Origin of the sequence: Janthinobacterium sp. EB271-G4-3-2, from assembly GCF_020858035.1 — a bacterium.
Classification (GTDB): domain Bacteria; phylum Pseudomonadota; class Gammaproteobacteria; order Burkholderiales; family Burkholderiaceae_D; genus Janthinobacterium; species Janthinobacterium aestuarii.
Map to the genome: position 1 here is coordinate 297,267 of NZ_JACYMG010000006.1, position 13,176 is coordinate 310,442.

8 protein-coding genes, 1 tRNA gene and 1 pseudogene are annotated in these 13,176 nt (G+C 60.5%); 2 read left to right on the plus strand and 8 right to left on the minus strand.

Going from position 1 to position 13,176, the window contains the following annotated elements; translation table 11 throughout:
* Positions 1-108 precede the first annotated feature (108 nt).
* The 4 genes from IGS55_RS15350 to IGS55_RS15365 all read right to left on the minus strand — a co-directional run bounded on the left by IGS55_RS15350 (position 109) and on the right by IGS55_RS15365 (position 7,197).
* Positions 109-780 carry a formate dehydrogenase subunit gamma gene (locus IGS55_RS15350; protein WP_230516357.1) on the minus strand — a complete coding sequence of 224 codons (672 nt, stop codon included), beginning with the start codon at positions 778-780 and terminating at the stop codon, positions 109-111.
* Entirely contained in the window at positions 770-1,690 is a 921-nt protein-coding gene (gene fdxH, locus IGS55_RS15355) for a formate dehydrogenase subunit beta (RefSeq protein ID WP_230516358.1), read from the minus strand. The genes IGS55_RS15350 and fdxH overlap by 11 nt, the downstream gene beginning before the upstream one ends.
* A 13-nt stretch (positions 1,691-1,703) precedes the next feature.
* Entirely contained in the window at positions 1,704-4,775 is a 3,072-nt protein-coding gene (fdnG, locus tag IGS55_RS15360) for a formate dehydrogenase-N subunit alpha (protein WP_230516359.1), read from the minus strand.
* A 271-nt stretch (positions 4,776-5,046) separates the two neighbouring features.
* Positions 5,047-7,197: a TonB-dependent receptor gene (locus IGS55_RS15365; RefSeq protein ID WP_230516360.1), complete on the minus strand. Its 2,151-nt coding sequence runs from the start codon at positions 7,195-7,197 to the stop codon at positions 5,047-5,049.
* A gap of 382 nt (positions 7,198-7,579) precedes the next feature.
* Here IGS55_RS15365 and IGS55_RS15370 point away from each other — a divergent pair, with 382 nt between their 5' ends.
* Positions 7,580-9,295: a methyl-accepting chemotaxis protein gene (locus IGS55_RS15370; RefSeq protein ID WP_230516361.1), complete on the plus strand. Its 1,716-nt coding sequence runs from the start codon at positions 7,580-7,582 to the stop codon at positions 9,293-9,295.
* A gap of 5 nt (positions 9,296-9,300) precedes the next feature.
* Here the strand turns inward: IGS55_RS15370 and IGS55_RS15375 are convergent.
* The 3 genes and pseudogenes from IGS55_RS15375 to IGS55_RS15390 all read right to left on the minus strand — a co-directional run.
* A pseudogene (locus IGS55_RS15375) lies at positions 9,301-9,504 on the minus strand (IS1595 family transposase); the annotation flags it as partial.
* Positions 9,505-9,847: 343 nt separating this feature from the next.
* The gene (locus tag IGS55_RS15385; protein ID WP_230516363.1) at positions 9,848-10,300 is read right to left on the minus strand and encodes a hypothetical protein; all 453 of its coding nucleotides are present in this window, start codon (positions 10,298-10,300) and stop codon (positions 9,848-9,850) included.
* A gap of 33 nt (positions 10,301-10,333) precedes the next feature.
* Positions 10,334-11,821 (minus strand): SulP family inorganic anion transporter, encoded by a 1,488-nt coding sequence (locus tag IGS55_RS15390; RefSeq protein ID WP_230516364.1) that lies wholly within the window; start codon positions 11,819-11,821, stop codon positions 10,334-10,336.
* 459 nt (positions 11,822-12,280) lie between these two features.
* Between IGS55_RS15390 and IGS55_RS15395 the strand changes: the two genes are divergently transcribed.
* Complete coding sequence (locus tag IGS55_RS15395) at positions 12,281-12,835, plus strand: inclusion body family protein (RefSeq protein WP_092714238.1); 555 nt, start codon at positions 12,281-12,283, stop codon at positions 12,833-12,835.
* A 153-nt stretch (positions 12,836-12,988) separates the two neighbouring features.
* Here IGS55_RS15395 and IGS55_RS15400 read toward each other — a convergent pair.
* Positions 12,989-13,062, minus strand: a tRNA-Cys gene (locus IGS55_RS15400).
* Positions 13,063-13,176 lie beyond the last annotated feature (114 nt).

Below are 13,176 nucleotides of genomic sequence, written 5' to 3' on the forward strand. Positions count from 1 at the left end.
TGTAAAAGCATTTTAATCGATACAGTCATAGCAAGCCGCAAAAGAAAACAGGGGTCAGACCCGGCGGGTCTGACCCCAGCATTTAGTGCGGAGGTAAATCGCTTCCGCCTATTTTTCCGTATGACGGATCACGGCCTCAAACCACTTCGGATGGTGCTTGCGCGCCCAGCCGTAGGTGACGGTGCCGCGCACCATGGCGCCGATCGAGCCCTTGACCCACAGGGCCGCGTAGATGTGCACGATGATGGCGCAGATGATGGCGAAGGCGCAACCGGCGTGCAGCAAGGCGGCAAAGCGCACCACGTCGATCGGGAAATAGAACGCGAAATACGCGCGCCAGATCACGATGCCCGACAACAGCAAGCCGATCATGCTGACCAGCAGCACGAAGAACAGGATCTTCTGGCCGGCATTGTATTTGCCGATCTTCGGAAGCTTCTCTTCGCGGTTGTGGAGCACGTCGTCCATCTGTTTCAGCCACTGCTTGTCGCCGTCCTCGAACTTGTTGTGGTGCCAGAAGCGCACTACCAGGATCGCGAACGAGACGAACATCACCAGGCCGGCGAATGGATGCAGGATGCGCGTCCATTGCCCGCCGCCGAACAGATTCGCCAGCCACGCCATCGACGGATGGAACATGGCCAGCCCGGACAGGGCCAGCATGACGAAGGTGATGGCGGTCACCCAGTGATTCGTGCGCTCGTTGGGGTTGTAGCGTTCGATCAAGGGATTACCATCCTTGTCGCGCAGCTTGCCGTCGTGAAGTTCACTATGCTTCATGCTGTTCCTCCCGGATGCGCTTGGCCTCTTCCAGCGCTTCGTGCTCTTCGTCCTTGCTCACTTCGTTCGGACCGACGCGCGTGTAGTGGAACAGGCCTGCCAGGGCTGTGGCGGCCATGCCGGCCACCGCCAGCGGCTTGGACCAGCCCTTCCAGAAGCCCACCATCGGGCTGATGCGAGGGCGTTCCGGCAAGTTCGAATACAGCTTCGGCTTGTCGGCATGGTGCAGCACGTACATCACGTGCGTGCCGCCCACGCCCAGCGGATCGTACAGGCCCGCGTTTTCGAAACCGCGCGACTTCAGGTCGACGATGCGTTCTTCCGCATGCACCTTCATGTCTTCCTTGGTGCCGAACACGATGGCGCCCGTCGGACACGTTTTCACGCAGGCCGGTTCCTGGCCCACGGCGACGCGGTCCGAGCACAAGGTGCACTTGTAGGCGCGGTCGTCCTTTTTCGAAATGCGGGGCACGTCGAAAGGACAGCCGGCCACGCAGTAGCCGCAGCCGATGCAGTTTTCCTGGTGAAAGTCAACGATGCCGTTCGTGTACTGCACGATGGCGCCCGGCGCCGGACAGGCCTTCAGGCAGCCCGGGTCCTCGCAGTGCATGCAGCCATCCTTGCGGATCAGCCACTCGAGGTTGCCGTCATTGTTTTCGTGTTCGGCAAAACGCATCACCGTCCACGATTGCGGCGTCAGGTCCGTCGGATTGTCATAGGTGCCATGGTTTTCGCCGACTTCGTCACGCAAGTCGTTCCATTCCATGCACGCCGTCTGGCAAGCCTTGCAGCCGATGCACTTCGACACATCGATCAGCTTGGCGACGGTGCCCGTCACCGGGGTACGCGCTTGCGGCGGCGTCACCGTGGTGGCGGACAGGCGCCGGATATCTAAGGATTGCAGTGCCATTATCGATCTCCCATCATGCTTTTTCCACCTTCACGAGGAAGGACTTGAATTCCGGTGTCTGCGAATTCGCATCCCCCACGCCCGGTGTCAGGGAATTAATCAGATACCCCGGCTTGGCCACGCCCGTAAAGCCCCAGTGCAGCGGCAGGCCCACGGTATGCACCTGCTTGCCTTCGATCTTCAAGGCCTTGATGCGCTTGGTGACGACGGCCTTGGCGATGATGTGGCCGCGCTTGGACGTGACACGCACCTTGCCGCCGGCAACGACGCCGATGCTGGCCGCCAGTTCCTCGCCGATTTCCACGAACTGTTCCGGCTGGATGATGGCATTCAGGCGTGCATGCTTGGTCCAGTAATGGAAATGCTCGGTCAAACGGTAGCTGGTCGCCACGTGCGGATATTCCTCATGCGTGCCGAACAGCTTGCGGTCGTCGGCAAACACGCGCGCGGCCGGATTGCTGGTCGCTTGCGGGTTTTTCGGATGCATGGGGTTGTAGCCGAGCGGATTTTCAAACGGCTCGTAATGCTCGGGGAACGGACCTTCGGCCATGGCGCCACGCGCAAAGAAACGCGCCACGCCCTCGCCCAGCATGATGAACGGACCCATGCCGTTTTCCGGCGGTTCATCGACCTTGAAATCGGGAATGTCGGCCCCGCTCCAGTTTGTGCCATTCCACTCGATCAGCTTGCGGGTCGGGTCGAAAGGCTTGCCCTTCAAGTCGCACGAAGCGCGGTTGTACAGCACGCGGCGGTTCGCCGGCCACGCCCAGGCCCAGCCCAACGTCTGGCCGATGCCGGTCGGGTCGCTATTGTCGCGCCGTCCCATCTGGTTGCCCGCCTGCGTCCAGCTGCCGGCGAAGATCCAGCAACCGCTGGTGGTCGTGCCATCGTCGCGCAATTGCGCAAACGAGGCCAGCTGCTCACCCTTCTTCACCAGCAGCTTGGCCGGATCCTTCGGATCGTACAAGTCGGCCAGCGCCTTGCCGTTGAATTCGCGGGCAATTTCTTCGGGCTGCGGGTTATGCGGCTGCGCATAATTCCACGTCAGGTTTAGAATCGGATCGGGGAACTTGCCGCCCTCTTTCTGGTACATGCTGCGCATGCGCAGGAACAGGCCCGACATGATCTCGAGGTCGCTGCGCGCCTGGCCCGGCGGTTCGGCCGCCTGCCAGTGCCACTGCAAGACGCGCGAGGAACTCACGAGCGAACCGCGTTCTTCGGCGAAGCAGCTGGTCGGCAGGCGGAACACTTCCGTCATGATCTTGGTCGGATCGACTTCATGGTACTGCCCGTGCGCCTTCCAGAATTCGCCCGTTTCCACGGCCAGCGGATCCATGATGACGAGAAACTTCAGTTTCGACAGCGCTTCCGTGACCTTCTGCTTGTTCGGCGCGGACGCCAGCACATTGAAGCCCTGGCAGATATAGCCCGTCATTTTGCCTTGATGCATGTTCTCGATCGCTTGCATCAAGTCATACGGCTTGTCGAGCTTCGGCAGGTAGTCGAAGGCGTAATTATTGTCCGCCGTGGCAAAGTCGCCCCACCACGTCTTCATGAAGCTGACGTGAAATTTGCGGTAATTGCTCCAGTAGCTGAGCTGGTTCGGCCGCAGCGGCTTGGTGGCGCGCGCGGCGATGTAGCCGTCGAAGTCCTGCTCGCCCTCGTTCGGCAAGGTCATGTAGCCCGGCAACAGGTTCGACATCAGGCCCAGATCGGTCAAGCCCTGGATGTTCGAGTGGCCGCGCAAGGCGTTCATACCGCCGCCGGCGATGCCCATATTGCCCAGCAACAGCTGCACCATGGCGCCCGTGCGGATGGTTTGCGCACCGGTCGAGTGGTGCGTCCAGCCCAGCGCGTACAGGATGGTGCCGGCGCGTCCCGGCACGGCGGTCGAAGCCAGGGCTTCCGCCACCTTGTGGAACTTGTCGGCCGACACGCCGCACGTACGTTCGACCATTTCGGTCGTGTAGCGTGAGTAGTGCTTCTTCATCATCTGGTAGACGCAGCGCGGATGTTCCAGGGTCGGGTCGACCTTGGCATAGCCGTCTTCGCCGATCTCGTAATCCCAGGTGGCCTTGTCGGTGTACTTGCCTTTTTCCTTGTCGAAACCCGAGAACAGGCCGTCCTCGAACGCATAGTCTTCGCGCACGATGAAGGGCATGTCCGTGTAGTTGCGCACGTACTCATGCTGGATCTTGTCGTTCGTCAGCAGATAATTGATGATCGCGCCGAGGAAGACGATGTCCGTGCCGGTACGCGTGGCGCAGTAGTAATCCGCCACGGATGCGGTACGGGTAAAACGCGGATCGACAACGATCAGCTTGGCCTTGTTATGCGCCTTCGCTTCCGTGACCCATTTGAATCCGCAAGGATGTGCTTCTGCTGCATTGCCGCCCATGACCAGGATCACGTCGGCATTCTTGATATCGACCCAATGATTCGTCATCGCGCCACGGCCAAACGTCGGGGCAAGACCTGCCACCGTCGGTCCGTGTCATACACGCGCCTGATTATCAAAGGTCAGCATCCCCATGCTGCGCACTGTCTTGTGGGTCAGATACCCGACCTCGTTGCTGCCGGCGGACGCGGCAAGCATGCCGGTGGAGAGCCAGCGGTTGACGGTCTTGCCGTCGGCATTCTTTTCGATCAGGTTGGCGTCACGGTCATCCTTCATCAGGCGCGCGATCTTGTCGAGCGCCACATCCCAGGAGATCGGTTGCCATTCCGTGCCGCCCGGTGCGCGGTACTCGGGCACTTTCAGGCGGTTCGGGCTGTGGATGAAGTCGACCAGGCTGGCGCCTTTCGGGCACAGGGTGCCGCGGTTCACCGGGTGATCGGCATCGCCTTCCACGTGGATGATGCTGGAGACGGCATTTTTCGCGCCGTCGCCCAGTCCATACAGCAGGACGCCACATCCTACCGAACAGTAGGGACAGGTATTGCGTGTCTCGGTCGTGCGAGACAGCTTGTATTGCCGCACTTCCGCCATCGCCTGGCCCGGTGCGAAACCGAGCAGGGCGAGGCTGGAACCAGCAATGGTCGCGCCAGTTACCCGAAGGAACTGGCGCCTGGACATCTGAACCATATTCAGGCCTCTATGATGTGAGTAAATAAAAAGTCATACAACGTCGTTGTAGTGTCATATCACCAAGATATAAGCACCATGCCTGTGCCGTATGACCGTATTTTACCCCTCAAACCTCTTCAAGGCTCAGTTCGCCGGAGAAGGTTGCAAATAGTCAACATTATTTCATCAATACCGAACAGTTCCTCTAAACAATGCCCGCCTGCCCCGTGCAACTAACCGCCCATGAAAAAACCCGCTCGCGAGCGGGTTTTTGGGGAGCAATCAAAAATTACAGGCTGTAGCGCAAGGTCAGCGCCACGTTGCGCGGCGCGCCCGGCAGACTCAGGTTCGGGCTGGAACCGTGGCCCGAGACGATGTAGCGCGTATCGCCGATATTGTTGACGTTCAGCTGCACTTCATAGCGGCCCGTGCGGTACGCGGCCATGGCGTCGGCCGTCACATAGCCGGGCAGCACCACCGTGTTGCCCGTATTGGCGAAACGGCTGCCAACGGCATTCGCGCCGGCGCCCACCGTGAAGCCGTGGCCCAGGTCTTTCGTCACCCACAAGTTGGCCATGTTGCGCGCCGTCAGGGTGGCGCGCTTGCCTTTGACGGGAACCGCGCTGGCCGTCGTCGTGCCCGGCGCATTCACGCTGCGGTCGACGGCGATGGAGTCGGTGATGGTGGCGTCCAGGTAGGCGTAGCCGGCCATCATTTTCCAGCCGTCATGCAAGTCCGCGTTGAAGGTCAGCTCCAGGCCGTCCGTGCGCTGAGTGCCGACGGGCACGATGCGGTTCGTGATCGGGTCGCTGGTCTTGATATTGTCGCGTTCGAGGCGGAACAGCGACACGGTGGCGTTGGCGCGGCCGCCCCACAGGTCGTACTTGGCGCCCACTTCCGTGTTGCGCGTGGTTTCCGGCGCCAGGTCGGCATTGTTGGCGGCCAGGGCGAAGTTCTCGCCGCTGGGCTGGAATGAACGGCTCCACGACGCGTAGTACGACTGCACGGCGCTGGGTTGCCAGACGAGCCCGGCACGGGGGCTGTAGGCCGAATCCGTGCGCGACAGGTCCGCAAGCGTCAGGCCGGCCGCATTGGCCAGGCGCGACTGCTGCTTGTAGCGGTCGTAGCGCAGGCCGGCCAGCGCCTTCCACTCGTCGTTGATACTGATGGCGTCCTGCACGTAGGCGGCGGCCGTGTCATAGGTACCGAAGGTATCGCCGCGCGCGCCCAGCTTGCTGCGGTTAACCTGCGGCAAGACGGGATGGAAGATCGACACATTCGTCGCCACCACGGTCGAGGCCCAGCTCGACGCATCCTTGTTTTGCTTGCCGAACTCGGCGCCGTACAGCACTTCATGGCGCAAGGTGCCTGTGACCAGCTTTTGCGTCAGTTCCGTCTGGTTGAACCAGCCGCTCTCGTCACGGTTCAGCTTGGCGTGACCGAGGCTCATCGTGCCCTTGACTTCGTTGACGTTGCCGGAAATATTCGTGTTGTTGCGGTCCAGGTGGTAATCGTAGTAACGGAAGGCATTGCGCAGCGACAAGCTATCGCTGAACTTGTGCGTCAGGGTGGCGGCCGTGGACACGACGCGCGACTGGCTGAAGTCCGCATCGCGGGCATTCGCGGCGCCATAATAGGTGCGCGCGTCGACGGCGACGGGGCGGCCCTGGTAGGACGGGATGCCGAAGTCCGTCAGGCGGCGGTCTTCCAGGTAATCGCCCTGCAGCAGCAATTTGGTGGCGCTGGACAGGCGGATGGCGACGGAAGGCGACAGCGCCGTGCGGTTGATGAATTGCTGCTCGCGGTAGCTGTCCGACAATTCGCGCGCGCCCGTGAAGCGCCAGTCCACCGTCTCGCCGACACGGCCCACGTCGACTTCGCCGCGGCGCCCTGCTGTATTGGTCAGGCTCAGGGCCACGTCCGTGATATCGATGCCGGGCTTCTTGGTGATGCGGTTCACCAGGCCACCCGAGGAACCGCGGCCGTACAGCACGGCGGCCGGTCCCTTGATCACTTCCAGGCGCTCCACATTCGACAGGTCGCGGAAATACAAGGCGTCATCGCGGAAGCCGTCGACGAACTGGTCGCCGATGGCCGTGAAGCCGCGGATGAATATCTGGTCGCGCTGGCCGTCGCCCGTGGACAAGCCCACGCCGGGGATGTTCTTCATGATGTCCTGGATCGACATGGCGTTCTGGTCGCGGATGACGGCGGCCGGCACCACGTTGATCGTCTGCGGCACGTCGCGCAGGGCCATTTCCGTCTTGGTGCCGCTGGCCGAGGTGGCGGCGACATAGCCATCCTTGTCCTTCGATGCCGTCACGGTGACGGCGGGCAAACTTTCCTGCGCCCAGGCCGCCAATGGCGTGGCGCCGAAGGTCAAGGCGCCCAGTACGGCGATGGTGATCGGTTTGAATCCTGGCTTGCGACGTTGCTGCATACAATTCCCTGGTCGATGTTTTAATACGAATGATTATCATTAGTATTTTATCAGGCAAGCATGCCTAAAGTAAGCACTTCTGTAAGTGATAGTACTTATGGACTAGGTACTTGATGTAAAAACACAACAGGAAATCAATATCAAAAAATAATTAAAATTGCTTTGAAAAACTATTTCTCTGCGTCAATGCTATACTTGCGGCTTGCTGGGCGGCGGTCAGCCTGACCGACATGCCCCTTGCTTCACCTCCAACGCCACGCTCAGCGCGGCGCGCCGCACAGCCATCACGCGGCACCCGAAGACCCCGATCCCCTGCGCCTTGCGGCGCCTGTCCGCCCCTGCTGGCGGCGGCGATCATGACTATTAAACTGTTAGGAATTACATGAAAAACCTGAACATCGGCAGCCGCCTTGGCGTCGGCTTTGCTGTCGTATTGCTGTTGCTTGCCGCCTTGACCATCACAGCCCTCGTGCGCATGCAAACGGCCAGCGACCTGACTTACCGCCTCATCAATACCAGCATCAAGAACCAGCGCATGGTGGCCGAATGGTCGAAGATCATTGAACTCAACAGCGTGCGCGGCGTCGCCTCGTTCGAGATTACCGATCCCGTCGTGCGCGCCAAGATCGAGGAAGACTTGAAAGTCGATGCGGAGCGTTCCAGCAAGCTGCAGGACGACATCGTCGCCTCCCTGCTCAACCCGGCCGTGATCGAGCAATTCAAGGTCGTGCGCAAGGTGCGCACCGACTACGTGACGACGCGCGCACGCGCCTTCAAGATGAAGGCCGACGGCGATATGGCGGGTGCCAAGGTCGTGTTCGACAAGGAAGTCGCGCCGATCACCGTGGCCTATCTGGCCGAAGTCAAACGCTTTGCCACCATGCAGATCAAGGCTGCCGACGGCGTCGGCAACAGCATCATCGAAGCCTACAGCGGCACCCGCGTCTTCCTGATCACCATGGGCGTGCTGGCCGTGCTGATGGGCATCGGCTTCGCTTGGTGGATCACGCGCTCGATCACCGGCCCCATCCGCGCTGCCGTGAAAGTGGCGGAAACCGTGGCAGCGGGCGACCTGACCAGCACCATCACGGCGCAAGGCCGCGATGAAACGGGCCAGTTGATGCACGCGTTGAAAACCATGAACGACAGCCTCGTCGGCATCGTGGGACAAGTGCGCAGCGGCACCGACACCATCGCCACGGCATCGGCGGAAATCGCCGCCGGCAACCAGGATCTGTCGTCGCGCACGGAGCAGCAAGCGAGCTCGCTGGAAGAAACGGCGTCATCGATGGAAGAACTGACCTCGACCGTGAAACAGAATGCCGACAACGCGCGCCAGGCGAATAAACTGGCCGGCGACGCGGCCGGCATCGCCAGTCGTGGCGGCGCCGTGGTGGCCGAAGTGGTCGCCACCATGAGCGAGATCAATACCTCGTCGAAGAAGATCGTCGACATCATTTCCGTCATCGACGGCATCGCCTTCCAGACCAACATCCTGGCGCTGAACGCGGCCGTGGAAGCGGCGCGCGCCGGCGAACAGGGCCGCGGCTTTGCCGTCGTGGCAACGGAAGTGCGCAACCTGGCGCAGCGCTCGGCAGCGGCGGCAAAAGAAATCAAGGGCTTGATCGACGACTCCGTGCAAAAAGTCGACGTGGGCACGGACCTGGTCGACAAGGCCGGCAAGACGATGGAAGAAATCGTGCAAAGCATCGGCTTCGTCACGTCCATCATGAGCGAGATCAGCAACGCCAGCGAAGAGCAGAGCGCGGGCATCGAGCAAGTCAACCAGGCCATTTCCGAAATGGACCAGGTGACCCAGCAAAATGCGGCCCTGGTGGAAGAAGCGTCGGCAGCGGCCGAAGCGATGCAGGAACAGGCGAGCGAACTGGCGCAGGTGGTCAGCGTCTTCCGCCTCGATGCCAATGCGGCGGCGACCGACCGTTTCAGCGCCAAGGCGGCGCAGCGCAGCGCGCCGGCCACTCCGACAACTGCGGCCGCACCAGCCCGCAAGGCCTCGGCCCCTGCCCTGCGCCTGCCCGTGACGCGCGCCAGCAGCAAGGCAACGGCACCGGCCGAAGGCGAGTGGGAAGAGTTTTAAATCGGCTATGTCACCGTCAGATGTGGGAATGCGCCCAGCGTTGCCTTCAATAACGTTTCCGGTGAACGGATGCGCCCGGCGTCGAGTATCCAGCGCCAGCCCAGGTGGTTCGGCAGGTAGCGCGTCGCCACGCCGTGAAACGGCCGTAGCCAATCCCGCAAACGGCGGTGATAGGCGTTGACGTTCTGCACATGGGCGGCGCCCTGCACGGCACGCAACGGTAGCGCTGCAGGCCGTGCGCATGTCCATGCCGGTGCAGGTGCGCCGAGTGGCAGGCGGGACAGGCCAATCGCGGCTGCGCCACATTTTCCAGCAGCGCGACGGTCGCGTCGTGTGGCGCGTTGCCATGCAGCAGGGCAATGCCTGCCTGCCGCTGGCGCTGGCTCAACTGAGCAAACTGCGCGATAAAGCTGATCCATTCGGCTGGCCGCATGATCTGCTCCCTGCGTGATTGATATGCAGAGTCAGACAGCACGGCCAAGGGAAAATTCCGGCATTCCCCTACTTGCCGATGACAGAGCCTTTAAATTTGCTTCAGCAAGCCCTGCGGCATCAAGCCGCGCGGGCTTGCGCTTGGGCGATCAGTGCCGCCAGCTCGCGCGGCACGGATTGTCCCAGGAATTCCAGCGCCAGCGCCTCCGGATCGATGGCGGCGTCCGCTGGCAAGCCATGCTCGAAGCCGCCCACCATGGTGCGGCAAAAATGCGGCGATTCCGCCCGCGTTTCCACATACCAGCAACCCGCATGGCCTTGCACGAAGTATTCGCCGATAAAGTAGCCGAGCATGGTTTTCACCCATTGCCAGCTTTCGTCGCGGATGACGATGGTGCGCATGGCCGCATCGATGTACGGCAGGTATTCGGCCGCATTGGTCAGCACTTCGTGCGCGGGCTGGATGCCCAGGCGCTCGACAAAGTTCACCAGCGACGCGCCCAGCGCGTCATAGTAGGCATCAAAAGCCGTTTGGCTTTGCTGCAATAATTGCTCTTGTTCGGACGACAGCATTCACACTCCACAGACATTCAACAATCCCATATTTTACGCCACGCTCACATCGACACCAGCCCGCTGCAGCAAGGCCTGGTTGCGGGGAGACAAATGCGTCACCTGCAAATGCTTGCCCGCCTTTTCATAACGCTCATACAAGGCTTCGATGGCGGCGATGGCCGAGTGATCGGCCATGTGCAGGTGCCGGCAGTCGAGGATGACGCGGGCCGGGTCGGTCGCCGCCTGGAACAGTTCCAGGAAGTGCGTGGTCGAGGCGAAAAACAGGGTGCCGTGCGGCAGGTACACGCGCACGCCCGCGCCAGTGTCATCGATGTCGGCACGCATGTCGCGCGCATGTTGCCAGGCAAAATTCAAGGCGGCAATCACGATGCCGCACAGCACGGCCAGCGCCAGGTCCGTCAACACCGTGATCACCGTCACGGCGACGATCACCAGCGCATCGTGCAACGGCACCTTGCCCAGCACACGCAAAGAACCCCAGGCAAACGTCTGCTGCGCCACGACGAACATCACGCCGACCAGCGCAGCGAGCGGGATGCGCTCGATCAGCGGCGACAGGAACAGGATGAATAGCAGGATCATCACGCCGGCAGTTGCGCCCGACAGGCGCGAGCGGCCGCCCGAGCTCAGGTTAATCATCGTCTGCCCGATCATGGCGCAGCCGCCCATGCCGCCAAACACGCCCGAAACGACGTTCGATGCACCGAGTGCGATGCATTCGCGGTTCGGCTGGCCCCGCGTTTCAGTCATCTCATCGGTAAGATTAAAAGTGAGCAAGGTTTCCAGCAAGCCCACCATGGCCATCAGCGCCGCGTACGGGAAGATGACGTGCAAGGTGGCCATGTCCAGCGGCACCGTGGGCCAGTGGAATGCCGGCAAGCCGCCGGCGATATGCGCAAGGTCGCCCAGGGTGCGCGTGGGCAGCCGCAAAAAATGGCTGAGCACACCCACGCCCAGGATGGCCACCAGCGCCGGCGGCACGGCCTTCGTGATGCGCGGCAGCACGTAGACGATGGCCATGGTGAGCAGCACCAGCGCGCCCATCACGTACAAGGACGTGCCTTGCAGCCAGGTTTCACCTTGCGGCGTGGCCTGGCGGAAGTGTTCCATCTGAGCCATGGCGATGACGATGGCCAGGCCATTCACAAAGCCCAGCATCACCGGGTAGGGCACCATGCGGATCAATTTCCCAAGGCGCAAGATGCCGAACAGCGCCATGATGATGCCGCTCAGCACCACGGTGGCCAGCAGATATTGCACGCCATGCTGGGCCACCAGCGCCACGATGACGACGGCCATGGAACCGGCGGCGCCAGAAATCATGCCGGGGCGCCCGCCAAAGATGGCCGTGAATGCGCAAATGATGAAGGCGCCGTACAGGCCCATCAGGGGATTCAGTTGCGCCACGAGGGCGAAGGCGATGCACTCGGGCACCAGCGCAAATGAGGTGGTCAACCCCGCCAGGACGTTTTTTTGTATGTTCGAGAACCACTCATCCCGAAAAGTTGCGTTGATCATTAATACACATCCAGGGTCGGAACAGAGAAATGCGCGCGCGATGCGCAGTCATCGGGCGCAGCCATGCCAGCGGTCGTCAAAACGAAGCCATGCCGAGGTCGCACGCAGAGGAAAATCGTCGGTGACTACATGGGATTGGCGGACAGAGGAAGATTCAGCAGCGCCATGCGGCGCGGCCGAGCCTGCACACATTATACAAGATGCAGCCGGGCCCGATGGACGGCGCGGCGGCGCGCAGCGGGAGCGGACACTGGCAAGCAAATAATGTTTCCAATATTTTTATTTTCAAAATAAAAACAATTTATATGGAATATTTTAAATAATCTCCACCGTTTCAATTGGAGAGTATTTATTCAATTTTCTCCACTATTCTACTCAGCAGTGGTGGAGACTGTTGACCACATTAAAAAACGGGGCGTATCCGAAAAGCCAGACGAGTAGGAAAACTCAGGAGGAATCATGACCGACGCGCAATTATATGCCAGTAATATTACAATCAACATTCTCGTTGTAATAGACACCGATCTGATCATGGCCCAGCATCCACGTCAGACGAGTCCCGACCAGACCAAGCCTGTTGGCCTGGCGCATACCAGCCAGTACATGATTGCCACCGACCCGCGTGGCATCAATAGCGGGCAAGGCACCGCCGACCTGAGTTTCAAGGCCAATGTGGGCGACTTCGTCTCGTTCACCGGCGCTTCCATCTATGACAATGCCGATTCGGCCGTCATTGTCTACGGCATCAATTACTGGAATGGCGACAAGGTCTTCAATACCTTTGTTTCCAATACCATTACACGGAGAAATGCGGCCGTGCCGAATACGGATTCGTCGAATGGTTTGCCGGCCGTACAGCAATCGCGCAATTTCTCCAATTTCACGGCGCAGGTATCCAAATCGGGCACGGAAAATTTCTACGTCTATATTGCCGTATATAGCCTGAATGACGATGGCCAGACGCAAAGCCTGTATGGTTATTTTTATTGGGATCCACAGATTACTGTCGGTTAGTCATTTCCCGGAAACCAAATAAATATAAACCATTTATTTAATTACCGCCGACTTCAGCCGGCGCAGAGATACGCCGGGACGGCCCCGCGCAGGCAAAAAAAAAGCCCACAGAAGTGGGCTTTTTTATTTGCGCATGTACCACATGCACTTATCTGGAGGCGAGGACGGGAATCGAACCCGTCTAAACGGCTTTGCAGGCCGCTGCATAACCTCTTTGCTACCTCGCCAGAGGAACTGCTTGGATGTGCCTTGCGGCCCACCTTGAAAACTGGAGCGGGAGAAGAGTCTCGAACTCTCGACCTCAACCTTGGCAAGGTTGCGCTCTACCAACTGAGCTACTC